The organism is Eggerthella timonensis (assembly GCF_900184265.1).
In the GTDB taxonomy this organism is placed as follows: domain Bacteria; phylum Actinomycetota; class Coriobacteriia; order Coriobacteriales; family Eggerthellaceae; genus Eggerthella; species Eggerthella timonensis.
In genome coordinates, this window is record NZ_FXXA01000002.1 from 134582 (window position 1) to 154164 (window position 19583).

The window sequence follows — 19583 nt, forward strand, 5'->3', positions numbered from 1 at the left end:
AGCGCGAAGGAAACGCGCCCTACTCTACGCGCATCATGCGGTAACCTACGCCCACGTGGGTTTGGATGTAACGGGGGTTCGCGGGGTCGGGCTCGATCTTCTTGCGGAGGGTGGCCATGAACACGCGCAGCGACGAGCGGTCGGAAGCGAGCGCGCTGCCCCACACTTCCTTGAGCACGTAGTTGTGCGTGAGCACCTTGCCGGTGTTACGAGCGAGCAGGCACAACAGTTTGTATTCGATGGGGGTGAGATGGATCTCCTCGCCGTCGCGGTGCACGCAGGCTGCCGCGTAGTCGATGCGCAGGCCGCCGTTCTCGTACACGGCTTCGTCGGCCTGACCGCGCATGGCGCGCTCGCGCTCGAGGCGGCGCAGCGCCACGCGCACGCGCGCGAGCAGCTCTTCCACGGAAAACGGCTTCACAAGATAGTCGTCGGCCCCGGCATCGAGCGCTTCCACCTTGTCGGCGTCCTCGAGCCGCGCCGATAGCACGATGACCGGCAGCGCCGACCACTCCCGCAGCGTGCGGATGACTTCCACGCCGTCGCGGTCGGGCAGCCCGAGGTCGAGCACCACCAGATCGGGCGGTTGGGTGGACAGGTCAAGCAGCGCCTGGTTGGCCGTCTTGGCCTCCTGGCAGGCGTAGCCGTGCAGGTCGAGCGTCGTCGTCACGAGACGGCGTACCGCTGCATCGTCTTCCACCACCAGTATTCTGTAGCCATCAGCCATGCCGCTCCTCCGTCGTAGACGCTTCGGACTCGTTCATGCGATCGGCGATCACGTCGCCTGCTTGCACCGCGGGCAGCATGAACGAGAACTCGCTGCCGTGCGGCTCGACGTTGCGCACCTCCAGCACGCCGCCGTGCACGTCCACGATGGAGTGGCACAGCGGCAACCCGAGGCCCAAGCCGCGCTTGAAGTCGCCGCTCTTGCCGTCGCGCTTGCCAGTGGACCCATTGTAGAACAGGTCGAACAGGTGCGCGCGTTCGTCCTCGGAAATGCCGGGACCCTCGTCGGACACGCCGATGCGCACGCGCGGCCCTTCGCCGCCTCCCGCCGCCACCGCGCAAGCTGACACGACGATGCGCCCGTCGGGAGGCGTGTAGGACACGGCGTTGTTCACGAGGTTGATGATCACCTGGATGATCAGGCGCGCGTCCATTTGGGCCATGAGCAGCTCGTCATCCAGCAACACGTCGATGCGGCGCTGCTCGGCACGTCGGTCCACATGCTGAAGCGCCTCGCGCACCACCTCGCCCACCAGCTCGGGCTGGCGGGCGATCTGCAGCGTGCCGTTGTCGATGCGCGTGATGGACAGCAGGTTCTCCACGAGCGTGACCAGCCAGCACGCATCGTCGTGGATGTCGCGGTACAGACGCTTCCTCTGCTCCTCGCTGAGCGCGCCGTCCTCGTGCAGCAGCACATCGGCATCGCCGGAGATGCTGGTGAGGGGCGTGCGCAGGTCATGCGAGATGGTGCGCAGCAAATTCGAGCGCAGCGTCTCCTTCTCCACGCGCACGGCCATGTGACGGCGTTCGCGCTCGAGGCTGATCTGCTCCGCGGCCTGGCCGCATTCGTCCAGCACCATGAGCAGCAGGTTCTTCTCGAAGCCGCCGAAATCCTCGTCGTCGGCACCGTCCACCACGAGGCCCGCCACACCGTACACCGCATCCTTCGCCCTGATGGGCAGGTAAAGGCAGCGTGCGTCCGCCAGCGTTTCGGTGGTGGCGCCCGCGCGCTCGTTGTTCGAGGCTACCCACGCCGCCACGCCCGCTTCGCCCGGCGATACGAGCGCAGCCGCCGACCCGTCGCCCACGGTGCCGGGCACGTCGTACACCTCGGGCGCTCCCAGCACGCCGTCGTGCAGCCGATACATCACCACGGGCCGGTTCAGCAGCTTGATGATCTGCTGCGCGGCCAGACGGAAGCACGTGTCCACGTCAGGAGCCGTCTGCAGCTTCCGGCTGGATTCGAGCAGCACCTCGGTGCGGTAGGCTCGCCGCGTGGTGCTGATGGCCTGACGCTTCATGCGCACGGCCAGCGACGAGGCCGCCAACGTGCCCAGCAGCAAGAAGCCGAAGATGAACGGGTAGTTCAACCCGTAGGCGTTGAAGGTGAAACGCGGCGTGGTGAAGAAGAAGTTATACGCCAGCATGCTGCCGAGCGACGCGATGAGCCCGTAGAAGAACCCGTCGGCCTTCGTGGCCACGAACAGCACCACGAGCAGGTACAGCATGAGGATGACCGACGACGATAATCCTATCGCATACACGCCCACGCCGAGCGCCGTGGCGATGCCCACGGCCGCCAACGCCTTCCACACGTCGCCGGTCGTGGGGCGCAGGCCGGCCGCCTCGCGCAAGCGACCGTACTGCACCGGCAGATCGCGCACGGGAACCACGTTCACCACCGCGCCGTGCACGTGGCGCATCAGCCGGCTTGCCAGCCCCTCGCGCCCGAGCGCCAGCGATCGAAGCCCCATCGTGCTGCCCACCACGATATGCGCGATGCCCGCCGTCTCGGCATACTGTGCGATCTGCTGGGCGATGTCCTCGCCGTACAGCGTGACCACATGCGCGCCCAACTCCTCGGCAAGGTCGGTGTTAGCGCGCAGGCGGCCGCGCACCTCGCTTTCCACCCGCTTGTCGCGCGAGGTTTCCACGATGAGCGCCGTGAGCGCGCCATGGTAGGCCTCGGCCATGTTCGCCGCCTCGCGGATGGCCTTCACGTTGCCCGCGTCGGCCGTGACGTACACGAGCACGTCCTCGCCCACCTCGAAGTGGCGGCCGGCCTCCACGCATTCTCCCTTGCGCGTGAGGCGGTCGGCCATGCGGCGCAGCGAGATCTCGCGCAGCGCCGCCAGGTTCTTGCGCGAGAAGAAGTTCGCCAGCGCCGTGTTCGCGCGCTCGGGCAGGTATATCTTGCCCGCCTCCAAACGCTCGATGAGGTCGTCGGGCTCGATGTCGACGAGCTCGACCGACGCGGCCTGGTCGAACAACCGGTCGGGAATGCGCTCGGCCACGCTGACGTGCGTGATGGCGGCGATCTTGTCGTTGAGCCCCTCGAGATGCTGCACGTTGACGGTGGTGAACACGTTGATGCCGGCGCGCAGCAGCTCCTCCACGTCCTGGTAGCGCTTCTTGTGGCGGCCGCCCGGAGCGTTCGTGTGGGCCAGCTCGTCCACGAGCATGATCTGCGGGCGACGCTCCAAGGCGGCATCGAGATCGAATTCCCTGAGCGTGATGCCGCGATGGCGCTGCTCGCGCGGGGGAATCTGCTCGAGCCCGTCGACGAGCGCCATCGTCTCGACGCGCGTGTGCGGCTCCACGTATCCCACCACCACGTCGTAGCCCTTCGCCAGCACCTCATGGGCCTCCGTGAGCATGGCGTACGTCTTGCCGACGCCCGCCGCATAACCGAAGAATATCTTGAGCTTACCGCGCGTGTCGCCCTCGGTAGCCTCGGCTTCCTCGATTTGCCGCAGGATGGCATCGGGATCGCGCCGGGCATCGAAGCCGTCGCACCTCGTATCGGCCATGGTCGTCCTTTCCTTTCGCGCCGCCCATCATAGCACGCCGCCCTCCCGCGGTTGATGAGCGAAGAATCACGGGTTGGCGTCGGAGGCGGGGTGAGGCCGCTGCCCGAGCACGTCACGAGATCGCTCGGGATGGCGCGGTCGCCCTTTTCCGGATGCGCCTCGCGGATCTTCTGCACGCGCTCGGCCACGATCTGGTCGAATTCGTCGCTAGCCGGGCTCAGGTTCGAGGGACCGTACCACATCACGGGATTGCCGGCATCATCGGTGAACGTGCTGACGTTCGCGTTCGTGGGACGTCCCCACATATGGTCGTCGTCCGAGAACTCCTGGCCCACCAGCGTGCTGCCGTACTTCACGCCGTCCACTTCGATGATGGATCCGTTCGCCTGCTGAGGAAACAGCAGTTGCGCGATGCCCGTGGTAACCGCCGTGTACAGCACGCCGCACACAAGCGTCATCGCCACGAAGAAGAGGGCGCCGGCGATCCATGTTCTTGCTTTCGTCATGATGAGCATCCTTTCGTTAGAGGCCGAGGGCTACCAGCGCCATGTCCAGCAGCTTGATGGCCACGAAGGGCAGCACCACGCCGCCCACGCCGTATACCACGAGGTTGCGGGTGAGCAGGCTTTGCGCCGTGCCCTCGCGATACTTCACTCCCTTGAGCGCCAACGGGATCAGCGCCACGATGATGAGCGCGTTGTAGATGATGGCCGCCATGATGGCGGACGACGGGCTGCCCAGACGCATGATGTTGAGCGCTTCGAGCTGGGGGTACAGCGGCACGAACAGCGCCGGGATGATGGCGAAGTACTTGGCCACGTCGTTCGCGATGGAGAACGTGGTCAGGCTGCCGCGCGTCATGAGCAGCTGCTTGCCGATGCGCACGATGTCGATGAGCTTCGTCGGGCTGGAATCGAGGTCCACCATGTTGCCGGCTTCCTTCGCCGCCTGCGTGCCGCTGTTCATGGCCACGGCCACGTCGGCCTGGGCGAGCGCGGGCGCATCGTTCGTGCCGTCGCCCGTCATGGCCACCATGTGGCCCTCGGCCTGGTACCCGCGGATGGCAGCCAGCTTCGTCTCGGGCGTCGCCTCGGCGATGAAGTCGTCCACCCCGGCCTCGGCCGCGATGGCCGCCGCCGTCATGGGGTTGTCGCCCGTGATCATGACGGTTTTGATGCCCATGGTGCGCAGATCGGAGAAGTTCTCCTTGATGCCCTGCTTCACGATGTCCTTCAGATGCACGACACCCAGAATACGATGATCGCGAGCAACGAGCAGCGGAGTGCCGCCTGCGCGCGAGACATCCTCAACGATGCCGGCGCACTGAGCGCTGTACGTGCCGCCGTGCGACTCCACATAACCCTTGACGGCATCGGCCGCCCCCTTCCGAATCTCGTGACCGCCGAAGTCGACGCCGCTCATGCGCGTCTGCGCCGTGAACGGGATGGACTCCATGCCCGACCCTTCCAGCTCGCGGGCACGGATGTCGAACAGCTCCTTTGCCAGCACCACGATGCTGCGGCCCTCGGGCGTCTCGTCGGTGAGGCTGGCCAGCTGCGCCGCGTCGGCCACGTCGCGCTCCGACGCGCCGTCCACCGGGATGAACGCCGTAGCCTGACGGTTGCCCAGCGTGATGGTGCCCGTCTTGTCGAGCAGCAGCACGTCCACGTCGCCCGCGGCCTCCACGGCGCGGCCGCTCATGGCCAGCACGTTCGCCTGGTTGAGGCGGCTCATGCCGGCGATGCCGATGGCCGACAGCAACGCGCCGATGGTGGTGGGCGCCAGGCACACGAACAGCGCGATGAGCGAGGTGAGCGTCGTCGGGTTCGCCGCGCCTTCCTGCCCGGCCGTGAACGCGCTGAACGGGAACAGCGCCACGGCCACGATGAGGAACACGATGGTCAACGCCACGAGCAGGATCTCGAGGGCGATCTCGTTCGGCGTCTTCTTGCGCGCGGCCGACTCCACCATCGCGATCATCTGGTCGAGGAAGCTGTGGCCCGCCTCGGCCGTCACCTCCACCACCAGCCAGTCGGACAACACCGTGGTGCCGCCGGTCACGGCCGAGCGGTCACCGCCCGATTCGCGGATGACCGGGGCCGACTCGCCCGTGATGGCGCTCTCGTCAACCGATGCCGCGCCCAGGACGATCTCGCCGTCGGCGGGAATCTGCTCGCCTGCCGCCACGAAGAACAGGTCCTTCTTCTTGAGCAGCGCCGAGCTCACTTCGTCGGCGTTCAGGCGGAAGAACTCGGCCGGATCGTCGAGGTGCACGCCTTTCGCCAACTGACCTTGGTTGATCTTGTGCGCGTCCACATCGCGCTTGGCCGCGCGCAGCGAGTCGGCTTGCGCCTTGCCGCGGCCTTCGGCCAACGCTTCGGCGAAGTTCGAGAACAGCACGGTGAGCCACAGCACCACCGATATGGCCAGCACGAACGCCGGATGCGAATCCGTCACGCCGAACAGCGCCAACACGAACAGCCCCAGCGTGAGGATGGCCGAAAGGTACACCATGAGCATCACGGGATTCTTCGCCTGCTCGCGAGGGTTGAGCTTCTCGAAGGCGTCGCGCACCGCGTGCTTCGCGAGCGCGCTCATGGCGCCGTCGTTGTGATTGCCACGGGGGCTGCGAGCACCCGCTTCTTCCCAAGTAGTCGTAGTCATAGCTCCATTCACCTTGCCTTACCCGAGCACCATCTGGAGATGCTCGGCAATGGGACCCAGCGCAAGCGCGGGGAACATCGTGAGCGCGCCCACCAGCAGCACGATAACGATCAGCAGGAACACGAACATGGCGTTGCACGTGGACAGCGTTCCCGCGCTCGTCGCCACCTTCGAGCGCTTCGCCAAACCACCGGCCAGCACGAGCGCCGCAGCCAACGGGACGAAGCGGTTCACCAGCATTTCAAGCCCCAGCACCACGTTGATCATGGGCGTGTTCGCGCTGAGGCCCGCGAACGCCGATCCGTTGTTGCCGCCAGCCGAGATGGCCGCGTACAGCACTTCCGAGAACCCGTGCGCACCCGTGTTGGTGAGGCTGTCCACCGTGGCGGGGTCGAGACACATGACGGCCGCGCCCACGAGTATGACGAGCGGCGTGGTGACGCACAGGATCACCGCCATGCGCATCTCCTTCGGCCCGATCTTCTTGCCGAGGTACTCCGGCGTGCGTCCCACCATGAGGCCGGCGATGAACACCGTGAGCAACACAAATCCGATGAGCGAGTACAGGCCGCAGCCGACGCCGCCGAACACCACTTCGCCGAGCGCCATGAGAATCATGGGCACCATGCCGCCGAGGGGTGTGAAGCTGTCGTGCATCGAGTTCACCGCGCCGTTCGAAGCAGCGGTGGTGAAAGCTGCCCACAGCGACGAGTCGGTCACGCCGAAGCGCGTCTCCTTGCCTTCCATGTTGCCGCCGGACTGATCGGTCGTGCCCATGTACACCGCGCCGTCTTGCGCAAGCTGCGGCGTTCCCGTCTGCTCGAAGTACGCGATGGCCACGAGGCCTGCCAGCAACAGGATGAACAGGGCCGCGAACAGGGCACGCCCTTGCCGCCGGTCGTTCACGAAGCGACCGAAGCTGAACACGAGCGACACGGGGATGAGCAGCAGCGATACGCACTGGATGAGGTTCGTCAACGGCGTGGGGTTCTCAAGCGGGCTTGCGGAGTTCACGCCGTTGTAGCCGCCGCCGTTCGTGCCGAGCTGCTTGATGGCGACCTGGCTGGCCTGCGGCCCCAGGGGGATGGCCTCCTGGGTGACGATCTGCTCGGCCGCGGGATCGTCGGCGCTCACGATGGCGCCGTCCGCCGTCACGCCCACCGGCTCCACCAGTTGCACCGTCTCGTACGGCGAGAGGTTCTGCGGCGAGCCCTGCGCGACGTCGACGATTGCCACCACCAACGACAACGGCAGCAGCACGAACAGCACGGCGCGGGTCGCGTCTTTCCAGAAGTTGCCGAGACCCGGCGCGTTCTCGGCCACGATGCCGCGGAACAGCGCGAACAGCACGGCAATGCCCACGGCCGGCGTGACGAAGTTCTGCACGGTCAGGCCGATGGCCTGCGAGAAGTAGCTCAGCGCCGCTTCGCCGCTGTAAGCCTGCCAGTTCGTGTTCGTCACGAAGCTGACGGCGGTATTGAACGCGAGGTCCCAGCTGAGGCCGGGCAGGCCCTCTGGGTTGCCGGGCAGCACGCCTTGCAGCATGAGGATGGCGAACAGCCCCACGAGCGAGACGACCGAGAACGCGAGCGCGCTCACCAGATAGCGCTTCCAGCCCATGTCTTCGTGACGGTCGACGCGGATGCCGCGGTAGATGAGGCTTTCCACCGGATTGAGCACGCGCGATAGCACAGCCACCCGCTCGCCCGCCATCACCCGGTTGATATACCCGGACAACGGGATGGCGAGAGCCACCAATACGGCGAGGTAGACCGCATACTCGAACACTTCGCCCGTCATCGTTCATCACCTCCTCGCAGAAGCACATAAAAGAGGTAGAGCGCGACGAAGATGCTCAACCCTCCTACGATGCCGGTAACGATGTCCATCATGATCCTTCCTTACGAGTTGCCTGGCGTGGCGGCGCATACGGGAGCGCCGCCACGGACCCAGCATAAGGAGAACCGCATGAGCGCGGCGTAAAGATGAGAGCCTGCGTGTTAAGGAAGGATTAAGATAGGGAAATTGGTGCGCGCGATCGCGCCCCCGAATGGATGGTTCACGTGAAACATCCGTTCCTACTCCCTGTTCGCCGCATCATCCCAGGAAGGGCCCGCGCGGGCGCCCGCCATGCGGCGGAAGGCGCCCGGGATGGCAAGTTCTCACCGAATTCGGAATCTTCGGCGCGGCCGGGAGGGCGCTGCGGCGCGCCGGAGGGCAAGCGCCTTCCAGCCACCTGGCCTTATTCAGGAAGGGATGCGCAGCCGCGCCCCGGACACCGTATCAAAGCTCCGAATTCGGTGAGAACTTGCCATCGAGGGCCCTCCGGGATGCGCGCGGGCGATGCGACGGCATCGTGTATCGAACGAGTGTTTCACGTGAAACACTCGCAGAAGAGGTCGCGCGACGGGAGGGGGGCTAGCGCACCTCTTCCCTAGTACGCCTCGTCGAGGTTGGCGTGGGCTTGGGCGTCGGCCTCGAGGGGGAAGAACTTGCCCTGGTTGTGGCGGTCGAGGGCCACGAGCGCGATCATGCCGGCGTTGTCGCCGCAGGCGCTCAGGGGAGGCAAGGTCAGCCGCACGCGCAAACGTTCGCACAGCGCAACGTAGGCGTCGCGCAGCACGGGGTTCGCCGCCACGCCGCCGCCGAGGCAGAACGTGCGCGCGCCCGTTTGCCGCAGCGCCATTTCGGCCTTTTTCACCTGCACGTCCACCACCGCCTGCTGGAAGCTGGCGGCGATATCGGGCACGTTGAGCTCGCGCCCGGCGGCGCGCTCGTTGTTGATGTAGGTGACCACCGCGGTTTTCAGCCCCGACAGCGAGAAGCGCAGGTCGCCCGAGTGCATCATGGCGCGCGGGAACGGGATGGCCTTCGGATCGCCCAGCGCCGCCTGCTTCGAGATCACGGGTCCGCCCGGATAGCCCAGGCCCAACGCCTTAGCCACCTTGTCGAATGCTTCGCCCACCGCGTCGTCGATGGTGGCTCCCAGCGTTTCGTAGTCGCCCCAGCCCTTCATGTGCACGAGCAGCGTGTTGCCGCCCGACACGAGCGACACCACCGCGGGCGGCTCGAAATCGGGCGCGCCGATCTTGTTGGCGTACAGGTGGCCCTCGAGGTGATTGACGCCGATGAACGGCAGGTCGGCGGCCCAGGCCGCGCCCTTCGCGAAGGCGACGCCCACCACGAGCGCGCCCACGAGCCCCGGCGCGTAGGTCACGGCCACGGAATCGAGATCGCGCCAGGTGAGACGCTCCACCCCGAGCGCGGCGGCCGCCACGTCGAAGCACTCGTCGCACACGCCGCAGATGGCCTCGATGTGCTTGCGGCTGGCGATCTCGGGCACCACGCCGCCGAAGCGCGCGTGGAAGTCGATCTGCGATGCCACGACGTCGGCGATGAGCGCGCCGTTGCCGTCGACGATGGCGGCGGCCGTCTCGTCGCAGGACGATTCGATGGCGAGGATGAGGGGGCGGACGACATTGACTGCCGAAGCGGTGTCTGCCTCGCAAATTGTTTCACGTGAAACAATTGTTCGTGTTTCGCCGCGAAGGGCGCGCGCGTCTTCGCAGGCCGCGCCCACCACCAGCTCCATCCCGGCCACGTCGTGCTTGGCAAGCGGCAGGGGGCCCTCCATGATAACGGCATCCTCGCCGTCGGAATAGTAGCGCGGGCGCACGCCGAGCGAGGCCAGGCCGAGCGCTGCGTACAGCGCCTGCGCGCCGGCGTTGCTCGCGCGCACCTCGAGCGAGCAGCTCAACGCGCCCAAATCGCGCGCGTCGGCCGCCACGCGGGCCAGCAGCCCGCGCGCGATGCCGCGGCGGCGCATGGCCGGGTCGACGCCCACCTTGAGAATCTGCACCTGCCCGTCGACGATCCACCCGCCGGCGTAACCCACGAGCGTCTCCCCCTCGTAAGCAGCCCACCAACTGCGATCCCCTCGGGGAAGCTCGTCGGCTACGAGGGCTTCGTTCCAGGCGTCCGAGCCCATGACCTGCGACTCCAGCGCCGCGACCGCAGTCGCGTGAGCGGCGTCGAGCGGTTTGTACGTGATGCCGCGCTCGTCGGGACGGGCGTTCAGAATGGCGGTGTCGTGCATGGTGGCGCGCTGGTCGGCCCGCGTCTCCACGTCCTGCACGCCGGTCATGAGGTTCTTCGGGTCGTTCTTCGCCAGCCGGATGCGCTCGTTCTCCTCCGCGTCCGACAGCCGCGTGTACACGGGCAGCGCGAACGCGGAATCATGTCGGCGCGCGTCGAACGGGTCGGCCTCGTCCGATTGCCACGCCGCCTGCAGCGCCAGCAGCAGCCCGCGCCCCGTCGGCGTCCACAGCTCGGGTGCCAGCACAGCGCCGCACGCCGCGAACAACTCGGCGTACTTGCGCAGCGCGTCGCCCGTCACCTGCTGCGCGGCCGCGTCGGCCGCGAGTTCCTCGGCAGCCAGCTCGGCCTTCACCACGCGGTCGGCCTCGAGCCGCTCGATCCCCTCATCGCCCAGCAGGTAGCGTACCGGGTACACTTCCTTGCGCATGGCGTCGGCCACCACGGCCAGCGGCCCGCGCTCGCCCGCAGCCCATGCATTCCACGCCACCGCGTCGAGCGACGACACGCCCACGAGCCCCACCTCGAGCGCCGATGCGATGCCCTTCGCCGTGGCCATCGCGATGCGCACGCCCGTGAACGAGCCCGGGCCGCGCCCCACCGTCACGCACGCGATATCCTCGCGCGCCACGCCGTGCGCGGTCAGCGCCTCGTCGATGCGCGGCAGCAGCTGCGTGTTCGACGCGCGACGCGCCTCCACCTCCACCGAGGCGACGAGGTCCACCGTCCGCGACGACGCGCGCAGCACACCCAGGCCGATCGCGATGATTTCGTTGGCAGTATCGAATGCGAGCACGTAACGTGCCCGCTCAGACGCGCCCTCAGGACGCGAGTTCAATTCGCTCACGCATTTCCTCCCGCGCACTTCATGAGCCGCGACTTCGAATCCTTCGCCCATACGAACAGCAGCCTGCGCGCGCGATCGCCGTAGGCATGCGCCGTGACAGCGCGGTTGCCCGCGTCGTCCACGCGCAGCGACAACTCGAGATAGCCGTACGGCAGCGCTTCCGGAAACTTTTCGCCCCACTCGATGAACGACGCGCCGTCGCCGTCGATGGTCTCGTAATAGCCGATGTCCTCGAGCTCGTCCGCCTCCTCGAGACGGTACAGGTCGAAGTGGTACAGCGGCAGCGAACCGGCCGGATACGTCAGCAGGATGTTGAACGTGGGGCTGGTCACCTGATCGCGCACGCCGAGGCCCGCCGCGACGCCCTGCACGAACTGCGTCTTGCCCGCTCCCAGGTCGCCCGATAGCACGATGACGTCGCCCGCCTGCAAGTAGGGCGCAAGCGTGGCCGCCAGCTGCTTCGTCGCTTCGGACGAGGTCGTTTTGCGCGTGTATGTCAGTCCGTTTGCCATGCTTCGTATCATACGCCAACGCCTCTGCGCGAACCAGCCCTCCCGAATATCACCGCATTCGGCGGACGTGCTCTGCACGAGGCGTTCGATGAGCTATGATCGCAGCGAACAAAGAAGCAGCCAGCAGTTCAGCCCTGCCGACGACCACGTTAGGAGCCATGCCATGTACGAACAGCGCGTCGATGCCGCGAGGCGCAACCTCGCGAGCCGCGACCTCGAGCAGATGCTCGTGTGCGACCCCCGTTCCATCCAGTACCTCACCGGCGTCTACGCCGAGCCGGGCGAACGTTTCCTCGGGCTGATAATCGCTCCGAGCATCCAGCCCACGCTCATAATGAACGCACTGTTCACCGCCCCGGCCGATGCGGCCTGCGTCGTCCGCTCGTTCACGGATACCGACGACCCGCTGGCCATCGTCGAAGAGCTGTGCGACCCCGACGCGCCGCTCGGCTGCGACAAGAACCTGCCCGCGCGCTTCCTGCTGCCGCTCATGGACCGCGCCGCCGCAGCGGGCTTCGTGCTGGCCTCCGAGGCCGTCGACGACGCGCGCGCCATCAAGGACGACACCGAGCGCGAGCTCATGCGCGCTGCCAGCGCCACGAACGATGCCGCGATGAGCCGCTTCCGCCAGCTCGTGCACGAGGGCGTCACCGAAGCCGACGTCGCCGGCCAGCTGGAGGCGATCTACCGCGAGCTGGGCGCGCAGGGACACTCGTTCACGCCCATCGTCAGCTTCGGCGCGAACGCCGCCGACCCGCATCACGAACCCGACGACACGCCGCTGGCCAACGGCGACGTGGTGCTGTTCGACGTCGGCTGCCGTCGGGACGAATACTGCTCCGACATGACGCGCACGTTCGTGTTCGGCGAGCCCAGCGCGTTGCAGCGCGAAGTGCACGATACCGTGCGGCGCGCGAACGAAGCGGCCCGCGAGCTGGTTGCCCCCGGCGTGCGCTTCTGCGACATCGATGCGGCGGCGCGCACCGTCATCGAAGAGGCCGGCTACGGCCCGTACTTCACCCATCGCCTGGGACATCAGATCGGCCTCGACGTGCACGAGCCCGGCGACGTGTCGGCCGCGCACGACGCGCCGGTTGAAGCGGGCATGGTGTTCTCCATCGAGCCGGGCATCTATCTACCCGGCGAGTTCGGCGTGCGCATCGAGGATCTCGTGCTGGTCACCGACGACGGCTGCGAAGTGCTCAACAGCTACCCCCGCGAGCTGACCGTCGTCGGCTAGCGCTCCGCCCCCCCGCATCGCGCAGCGACCCCGCCTCGGCTTCCGGAGGCGGGGTCGCTTTTCGTTTACTTGCCGCCGAACAAGCCCGACAGCTTCCCCAGGATGTCGCCGTCGCCCAGGAAGTCGCCTACCGCTTCCATCACCTTGTCCATGTTGAGCTCCTTGCCCTCGAGCAGCGGCTCCACGGCACCCACCACGTCCTTGAGCTCCTCGTCGCTCAGCTCGAGCCCCGTCGCGTTCTTGATGGCGGCGCCCGGGTCGATGCCGAACCGCTTCAGCTGCTCCGGATCCTCGGCCGCCCCCTTCACGAACTGCCCTACGATCTGCTGCACATCCATGGTTCTCTCCTTGCTTCAACTATCCGTTGAACTGGGCTTATTCTGATCTGAACCCCTGCGCGTACCTTATCATATCGATAACCGTTCAAGGAGAATAAGAGGGGACGACACGCCTATGACAGCGAAGAAGCAGCTGAGCGAGCACGACGCAAAAGCAAGCGAGGCGCCGAAGAAGCCGACCGAGAAAAAGGAGCCGAAGGAGCGCCACTTCGTTGACGCGAAAACCGGGGAGACCGTCGCGAAACCGAAGCAGGGCGGCTCGGGTGCGGCGACGCAAGCCGTGCGCGAGGAGATGCACGCGGAGCGCAAGGGGAACGCGCTGCCGTTCCGCATCGGCGCCATCGTGCTGTGGGTGCTGGGCATCGTGTTCGAGGTGGTGGCCATCCTCGTGGCGAACAGCACGCTGTATCTTCCAAAGTTCCCGCCGATCACCTGGGTGGTTATCTTCCTCGTAGTCGACCTCGTGTTCGTGGTGGTGGGCTCGCAGCTGTGGAAACGCGCGAACCACCTCAGCCCGGCGTCCAAGGAGAACAAGCTGGCGTACTGGGTGCAGACCGAGCTCGGCGTCGTCATCGCGGTTATCGCGTTCGCGCCCATCCTGCTGCTCATGCTGACGAACAAGGACCTGGACAAGAAGACGAAGCAGGTGTGCTCCATCGTGGCCGGCGTGGCGCTCGTGGCCGGCGTCGGCAGCGGCATCGACTACCATCCGACGTCGCAGGAGGACCTCGACCAGGCCGAAGCCGGCGCCGCTGTGCTTTCGGACGACGGGCTGGCATACTGGACGCCGTTCGGCGAGGTGTACCACTTCAACCCCGATTGCCAGTACATCAAGAATTCGGGCACCATCTACTCGGGCTCGATCAACGACGCGCTTGAGGCCGGCCGCAACCGCGCCTGCTCCGGCTGCGCCGTGGAAGACGGAACCGACACGCTCGACAGCGCCGATCCCGCCGCCGTGGAGGAAGCCGCCGCGAACGCCATCAGCGTGATCGAGGGCGGCGCCGGGGCGAACGCCGAGGGCGCCAGCAAGCAGGAGGATCTCCCGAAAGCGGCGTAACGACCCCTCCCCGCAGGTCAACGAATGCCGGAAACCGCGTATCGACGCGGTTTCCGGCATTCTGGGCGCAAATGGGAACCTGTGCCAATTTTGAGCGGACAAGCGAGCTACGAAGAAGCTGAGATTTCTCCTCCACCTGGGGTTTTGAGAAGCAACGAAGGCAGTGTTGCCGCCACGCGCGCTGAGAAATTGCCATGGGTGCCGATGTGCGCCCAAAACCTGCCGGCCTCTCAGCGGCGGTGCAACGCAGACGACGTCGCGAGGCAAGAGAGGCGCTACCGCTTCATCCCGCTGCGGCGAGCGGCGGCTTTCGCATCGTGGAGGCGCTTGCAGTCGGGGCAGATGGACGTGAGCGCGCGTGCGCGGGCGGCATCGGCGTTCTCCTCCTGCTCGAGCAGCTCGTTCGCGAACGCCACCTCCTTGTTCGTGGCGTAGTAGCGGCCACATGATTCGCACTCGGCCAGCGCGAACAAGCAGCGCTTGGGCGGCTCGGGGTCGTCGGCGAACCCTGAGTCCTCGATGAGGCTCATTGCCCCGGTCGGGCACACGGGCACGCAACGGCCGCACTGCGTGCAGTCGTACAGGTCGAGCGTCCACACGAGCATGCCCTCGTCCTCGTCGATGAAGATGCGGATGGCACGGGAATCGCACGCCACCGCGCAGGCGGCACAGGCGATGCAGCGCCCGAAGTCATGGCGCGGCTTTCCCTCCACCGGCTCGTGCGCGCGGCGCGCCAGCGGAACGGGCCTTCCTCCGGAGATGGCGTTCGGCACGCGCGGCTTGACCGCCCCCATCACGCCTCCCCCTCCTCGACGCCCAGCGCGCCGCGCATGGCGATGTCGGTCATCTCGATGGCCTCGATGCGACGCGTGCGGCCCAAAGCCCCCAGCATTCCTTCGTCTACCAGCGCAAGCGCTTTCGTGGGGCAGGCAGCCACGCAGCGCGGACCGTCCGGCGATTTCGCGCACAGGTCGCACATCACCACCGACGTGTACGAACCCGTCTCCTTCTGGCGCAGCAACCCTGCCGAGCGCGACGACGAGGCGCGGCTGTACGGCACCGCCTTCACGTGCGCCGTCGAAGGGGCCGACGGGTACACGGCGCCGAAGGGACACACGAGCGCACAGAGCAGGCATCCCGTGCAGCGGCTTTCGTCCACGTGCAGACGATCGCGCTCTTGCACGATGGCCCCCTCGGGGCACACGGACATGCAGGGAGCGCCCTCGCACTGATGGCACGTCACCGCGGCGGACACGGTGCGCGTCTTCACGAGCGAGATGCGCGACGCGGGCCGCAACGCACGCCGCCGATGGCTTTCCGTGCAGGTGACGCGACAGGCGCCGCAACCGATGCAGCGGGACGGGTCGGACACGACGAAGCGGTTCATACGAGCGTCTCTTCCTCGCCGTTCGCGTAGAGGGCGCGCCCCGCCACCTCGGCCTCGTGGGGCGCGAAGGCGGGAGCGGGAGCGGGGGCCTCATCGGATGGAGCAGCGGGGACTCCTTCGACCCCGGCTGCTTCGCCGCCTTCGCTCAGGAAGATAGGCTCGGGGGCAGCCTCAGGCTCCACCGGGTTCTGACGGTCGGCCTCGGCGGCCAGCTGCGCCTTCAGCTCGGCGTAGCGCTCCACGAGGTACGTCTCGGCCCACGCTTGATCGGGGATGGCCTCTACCTGGCAGGCGCTGAACTTGTCCTCGGGCGTGCCCGACTCCCCGTCCGTGACGTGCAGCGTCAGCTCGTTGCACTTGCCGATCCACCACTGGTAGGTCATGTACACGGCGCCGTCGTTCACGCGATCGTCCACCGCCGCACGGGCCAGCACCTTCCCGCGGCGCGACGTCACCCACACGAGCTGTTCCTCGTCGATGCCGCGCGCGTCGGCGTCATCCGGGCTGATGCTCACGTACCCCGGCTCGTCGGCCAGCGCGGCCAGCGCCTTGCAGTTCCCGGTCATCGAGCGGCACGAGTAGTGCCCCACCTCGCGCACCGTGCACAGCACGAGCGGATAGCGCTCGTCGGGCTCCTCGGTGGGCGGGCGCCATGCGGCGGCCTCCAAATGCCCCTTGCCGTCGGGCGTGGTGAACGCGCCGCCGGCGAACAGCTCGGCCGTGCCGTGGTCGTCAGGGTCGTCCGCCGCCTCGGCGAAGATGGGCCACTGCGCGTAGCCGACGCCCGCCATCTTCTCGTACGTCGCACCGGCGAACTGCGGGCACAGGCTGCGCACCTCGTCCCAAATCTCCTCGGTGTCGCGATAGCGCATCGGGTAGCCCATGCGCGTGGACAGGTCGGCGAAAATCTCCCAGTCGTGGCGACACTCGCCTTTCGGCGGCAGCGCCGCGGTGGTGCGCTGGAACGAGCGGTCGGACGCGGTGTACACGGCGTCGTGCTCGGCCCACGAGGTTGCGGGAAGCACGACGTCGGCCAGCGCCGTGGTCTGCGTCATGAAGATGTCCTGGCTGATCAGCAGGTCGAGGCCTTCAAGCGCGGCACGCACCTGCGCCGTGTCGGGCTCGGTCTGCAGCGGGTCTTCGCCGAAGTTGTAGAACGCGCGAATGGCGCCCGTCTCCACACCGTGCGGAAGGTCGGTAAGCTTGAAGCCCTCCTCGAGCGACAGGCGCTCCTCGTCCACGCCCCAGGCGGCGGCGAATTTGGCACGCACTGCCGGGTCGCTCACGCGCTGGTAACCGGGGTAGAGGCTCGGCCACATGCCCATGTCGCAGCTGCCCTGCACGTTGTTCTGGCCGCGCACCGGCGCCAGGCCGCTCGCATGACGGCCGATATGCCCAGTGATCATCGCCAACGCGGCGATGGCGCGCACGGTCTGAACGCCCTGAGCCTGCTGCGTCACGCCCATGCCCCAGCCGATGACGGCGGTTTCGGCGTTCGCGTAGCGTCGGGCAGCATGGCGGATGGCTCCGGCCGAAAGGCCCGTGATCTCCTCCACATCTTCGGGCGCGTAGTTCTGCACGATCTCCCACCAGGCGTCGAATCCCGTCGTATGCTCGTCGATGAAATCCCAATCGGCGAGCTCTTCGTCGATGATCGTGTAGGCGAACGCGTTGAGCAGCGCGAGGTTCGATCCGTTCTTCAACGGCAGGTACACGTCCGCGATGCGCGCCGACTCGATGACGCGGGGGTCGCATACGATGAGCTCGGCCCCGCGCTCCTTCGCGTTCACGATGCGACGCGCCACGATGGGGTGGCTGGCCGCCGGGTTGTAGCCGAACAGCAGGATGCAATCCGTCTCCTCGAGCGTGGGGATGCTCACGCTCATGGCCCCCGACCCCACCACCTCCATGAGGCCGATGACGCTGGCCGCGTGGCAGGTGCGCGCGCAGTTGTCGATGTTGTTGGTGCCCAGGCAGGCGCGCGTGAACTTCTGCATCACGTAGTTCGCCTCGTTGCCCGCGCCGCGGGACGAGCCGGTCAGCATCACCGATTTCGCCCCCTGTTCCGCGATGATGGCGCGCAGGCGGTCGGCCGTGAAATCGAGCGCCTCGTCCCAGGTCACGCGCTCGAGCGGCGCGCCCTTCGTACGGCGGATCATGGGATGGTAGATGCGGGGCGTGAGGATTTTCGTGTCGTTGACGAAGTCGTAGCCATACATGCCCTTGAGGCACAGCTCGCCCTCGTTCGTGATGCCCGGCAGGCCTTCCGCGTCGATGACCTGGCCGTTCTCCACCACGAGGTTCATCTTGCAGCCGGCACCGCAATACGGGCACACCGCCATATGCTTTTCCATGATCCTACTTCCCCTCGTCCAGATCGGCGTTGAGCTTCATGCTGGCGTACGACGCTGCCGCCCGGGCGGCCGCCTTGCGCTTGTTCTGCCGCGCGCGCTCCATGAACTGCGCGTCGATGAGGCGCAGCGCCTTCGTCGGGCACGCCGCCGCGCACGCCGGACCGCCGGAGCGGTCGATGCACAGGTCGCACTTCACCACGGTCGACTTCGTGCGCTTGCGCTTCTTCGCTCGCGCCCGCGCCCGGGCCCCCTTTTCTCCCTGAGCGGAGGCAGCCGCGGCCTCGGCTCCGGGCGCGGGCTCCGGTTCGGGCGGCAGCTTCTCGGTGACGATCTCCACGGCACCGTACGGGCAGGCCAGCACACAGTTGCGGCAGCCGATGCACTTGTCCGCATGCACGCCCACGTGCTCGTCGTCGGTGAAGAGGCACCCGGTGGGGCACGCATCCACGCACGGTGCCTCGGCGCAGTGATGGCAGCCAACCGGCGCGGAGATGGTGCGCGTGGTGACCAGCGTGAGACGCGGGACGGCCACGTCGTTCGGCACGTCGTGGCGATGGAAGCATGCGGCCATGCACGTTTTGCAGCCGATGCAGGTGGCGGGGTCGGCGATGACGAACGTGCGGCCCATCGGAGAGGGAGCGCGCACCGCCTACCGCCCCTCCCCATGCGCGGCGAGCACCGCTTCGGCGGCGGCAACCGTATGCGCCATCGTCACCGACGTGGTCACCGTTCCGATGCCGCCCGGCACCGGCGTGACGGCTCCCACCACGGGCTCGACCTCGGCGAAGTCCACGTCGCCGCAGAGATTCCCCTGCGTGTCGAAGTTGATGCCCACGTCGAGCACCGTCTGCCCCGGGCTGAAGAACTCCGCACCGAAGGCCCGTGCGCGGCCCGTTGCGCAGATGACCACGTCGGCCGAGCGCATGATGCCGGCGAGATGCTCGGTTTTGCTGTGACAGATGGTCACGCTGGCGTTGCGGCGCAGCAGCATCATGGACACGGGCTTGCCCACCACGAGGCTGCGGCCCACCACCACGACGTGCTTGCCCTCGAGCGGCACCTGGTAGAAGTCGAGCAGCTCGATGCAGGCGGCGGCCGTCGCCGGTGGATACCCGCGATGGCCGTCGGTGAACACCGAGGCCAGCGACGCCAGCGTGATGCCGTCGATGTCCTTCTTCGGATCGAGCAGTTCGCATACGTGCGATTCGTCCACGAACGAGGGCAGCGGGCGGAACAGCAGGCAGCCGTGCACGTCGGGATCGGCGTTGACCTCGTGAATGGCAGCTTCGATGGCCGCTTGCGGAGCGAATTCCTCCAGCTCGTACGGCCTGACGGCGATGCCGAGCGATTCCGCGCGTTTGCGCGCCGTGCGCTCGTACGACAGGTCGTCGGGCCGCTGCCCCACGCGCACGAGCGCAAGCGTGGGCGTGACGCCCGCGCTCCCGAGCGCCTCGATACGCGCGCCTAGGTCGAGCGCCATGCTGTCGACAACGGGCTTCCCCTTCAGTAGTTCAGCCATGTCAGCCTTTCTGCCTCGCAAGCCATGAACC

The 19583-nt window shown here is 67.1% G+C and carries 14 protein-coding genes and 1 pseudogene; 2 read left to right on the forward strand and 13 right to left on the reverse strand.

Features of this window, described 5'->3' with window-relative positions:
* Positions 1 to 19: 19 nt before the first annotated feature.
* The 7 genes and pseudogenes from C1A15_RS00655 to tsaE form a co-directional block, all read right to left on the reverse strand.
* Positions 20 to 727, reverse strand: coding sequence for a response regulator (locus C1A15_RS00655; RefSeq protein ID WP_101720791.1), 708 nt, complete (start codon positions 725 to 727; stop codon positions 20 to 22).
* Positions 720 to 3536: a sensor histidine kinase gene (locus tag C1A15_RS00660; RefSeq protein WP_101720792.1), complete on the reverse strand. Its 2817-nt coding sequence runs from the start codon at positions 3534 to 3536 to the stop codon at positions 720 to 722. The genes C1A15_RS00655 and C1A15_RS00660 overlap by 8 nt, the downstream gene beginning before the upstream one ends.
* A 143-nt stretch (positions 3537 to 3679) precedes the next feature.
* Positions 3680 to 4051: pseudogene (locus C1A15_RS00665) on the reverse strand (potassium-transporting ATPase subunit C); the annotation flags it as partial.
* Positions 4052 to 4058: 7 nt separating this feature from the next.
* Positions 4059 to 6200, reverse strand: a complete 2142-nt coding sequence (kdpB, locus tag C1A15_RS00670; RefSeq protein WP_101720793.1) for a potassium-transporting ATPase subunit KdpB — start codon at positions 6198 to 6200, stop codon at positions 4059 to 4061.
* Between the two features lie 18 nt (positions 6201 to 6218).
* Positions 6219 to 8000, reverse strand: coding sequence for a potassium-transporting ATPase subunit KdpA (gene kdpA, locus C1A15_RS00675; protein ID WP_101720794.1), 1782 nt, complete (start codon positions 7998 to 8000; stop codon positions 6219 to 6221).
* Positions 8001 to 8634: 634 nt separating this feature from the next.
* Positions 8635 to 11142, reverse strand: a complete 2508-nt coding sequence (gene tsaD / locus C1A15_RS00680) for a tRNA (adenosine(37)-N6)-threonylcarbamoyltransferase complex transferase subunit TsaD (RefSeq protein ID WP_101720795.1) — start codon at positions 11140 to 11142, stop codon at positions 8635 to 8637.
* On the reverse strand, positions 11139 to 11654 hold the full coding sequence (gene tsaE, locus C1A15_RS00685) for a tRNA (adenosine(37)-N6)-threonylcarbamoyltransferase complex ATPase subunit type 1 TsaE (RefSeq protein ID WP_101723633.1): 516 nt from the start codon (positions 11652 to 11654) through the stop codon (positions 11139 to 11141). The genes tsaD and tsaE overlap by 4 nt, the downstream gene beginning before the upstream one ends.
* 163 nt (positions 11655 to 11817) lie before the next feature.
* Between tsaE and C1A15_RS00690 the strand changes: the two genes are divergently transcribed.
* Entirely contained in the window at positions 11818 to 12894 is a 1077-nt protein-coding gene (locus tag C1A15_RS00690; protein ID WP_101720796.1) for a M24 family metallopeptidase, read from the forward strand.
* A gap of 65 nt (positions 12895 to 12959) precedes the next feature.
* Here C1A15_RS00690 and C1A15_RS00695 read toward each other — a convergent pair whose 3' ends face one another.
* On the reverse strand, positions 12960 to 13232 hold the full coding sequence (locus C1A15_RS00695) for a homocitrate synthase (protein ID WP_101720797.1): 273 nt from the start codon (positions 13230 to 13232) through the stop codon (positions 12960 to 12962).
* Positions 13233 to 13347: 115 nt separating this feature from the next.
* On the opposite strand from C1A15_RS00695, the gene C1A15_RS00705 reads away from it, so the two are divergent.
* A complete protein-coding gene (locus C1A15_RS00705) occupies positions 13348 to 14292 on the forward strand; it encodes a hypothetical protein (RefSeq protein WP_146001775.1) in 945 nt (314 codons plus the stop codon).
* A 275-nt stretch (positions 14293 to 14567) separates the two neighbouring features.
* On the opposite strand, the gene C1A15_RS00710 is transcribed toward C1A15_RS00705, so the two are convergent.
* Genes C1A15_RS00710 through C1A15_RS00730 form a run of 5 tightly spaced genes read right to left on the reverse strand, consistent with a single transcriptional unit; the run spans position 14568 to position 19552 of the window.
* The gene (locus C1A15_RS00710; RefSeq protein WP_101720800.1) at positions 14568 to 15086 is read right to left on the reverse strand and encodes a 4Fe-4S dicluster domain-containing protein; all 519 of its coding nucleotides are present in this window, start codon (positions 15084 to 15086) and stop codon (positions 14568 to 14570) included.
* Complete coding sequence (locus C1A15_RS00715; RefSeq protein WP_101720801.1) at positions 15086 to 15679, reverse strand: 4Fe-4S dicluster domain-containing protein; 594 nt, start codon at positions 15677 to 15679, stop codon at positions 15086 to 15088. The genes C1A15_RS00710 and C1A15_RS00715 overlap by 1 nt, the downstream gene beginning before the upstream one ends.
* On the reverse strand, positions 15676 to 18033 hold the full coding sequence (gene fdhF, locus C1A15_RS00720; RefSeq protein WP_101720802.1) for a formate dehydrogenase subunit alpha: 2358 nt from the start codon (positions 18031 to 18033) through the stop codon (positions 15676 to 15678). The genes C1A15_RS00715 and fdhF overlap by 4 nt, the downstream gene beginning before the upstream one ends.
* 4 nt (positions 18034 to 18037) lie before the next feature.
* Complete coding sequence (locus C1A15_RS00725) at positions 18038 to 18679, reverse strand: 4Fe-4S dicluster domain-containing protein (protein WP_245864853.1); 642 nt, start codon at positions 18677 to 18679, stop codon at positions 18038 to 18040.
* A gap of 3 nt (positions 18680 to 18682) precedes the next feature.
* The gene (locus C1A15_RS00730) at positions 18683 to 19552 is read right to left on the reverse strand and encodes a bifunctional 5,10-methylenetetrahydrofolate dehydrogenase/5,10-methenyltetrahydrofolate cyclohydrolase (RefSeq protein ID WP_101720804.1); all 870 of its coding nucleotides are present in this window, start codon (positions 19550 to 19552) and stop codon (positions 18683 to 18685) included.
* Positions 19553 to 19583: the final 31 nt, after the last annotated feature.

What these genes read in the sequence shown, in the direction of transcription:
- C1A15_RS00655 (WP_101720791.1), bottom strand. Translation starts at nt 727, where the DNA reads ATGGCTGATGGCTACAGAATACTGGTGGTGGAAGACGATGCAGCGGTA.
- C1A15_RS00660 (WP_101720792.1), bottom strand. Translation starts at nt 3,536, where the DNA reads ATGGCCGATACGAGGTGCGACGGCTTCGATGCCCGGCGCGATCCCGAT.
- kdpB (WP_101720793.1), bottom strand. Translation starts at nt 6,200, where the DNA reads ATGACTACGACTACTTGGGAAGAAGCGGGTGCTCGCAGCCCCCGTGGC.
- kdpA (WP_101720794.1), bottom strand. Translation starts at nt 8,000, where the DNA reads ATGACGGGCGAAGTGTTCGAGTATGCGGTCTACCTCGCCGTATTGGTG.
- tsaE (WP_101723633.1), bottom strand. Translation starts at nt 11,654, where the DNA reads ATGGCAAACGGACTGACATACACGCGCAAAACGACCTCGTCCGAAGCG.
- C1A15_RS00690 (WP_101720796.1), top strand. Translation starts at nt 11,818, where the DNA reads ATGTACGAACAGCGCGTCGATGCCGCGAGGCGCAACCTCGCGAGCCGC.
- C1A15_RS00695 (WP_101720797.1), bottom strand. Translation starts at nt 13,232, where the DNA reads ATGGATGTGCAGCAGATCGTAGGGCAGTTCGTGAAGGGGGCGGCCGAG.
- C1A15_RS00705 (WP_146001775.1), top strand. Translation starts at nt 13,348, where the DNA reads ATGACAGCGAAGAAGCAGCTGAGCGAGCACGACGCAAAAGCAAGCGAG.
- C1A15_RS00710 (WP_101720800.1), bottom strand. Translation starts at nt 15,086, where the DNA reads ATGGGGGCGGTCAAGCCGCGCGTGCCGAACGCCATCTCCGGAGGAAGG.
- C1A15_RS00715 (WP_101720801.1), bottom strand. Translation starts at nt 15,679, where the DNA reads ATGAACCGCTTCGTCGTGTCCGACCCGTCCCGCTGCATCGGTTGCGGC.
- fdhF (WP_101720802.1), bottom strand. Translation starts at nt 18,033, where the DNA reads ATGGAAAAGCATATGGCGGTGTGCCCGTATTGCGGTGCCGGCTGCAAG.
- C1A15_RS00730 (WP_101720804.1), bottom strand. Translation starts at nt 19,552, where the DNA reads ATGGCTGAACTACTGAAGGGGAAGCCCGTTGTCGACAGCATGGCGCTC.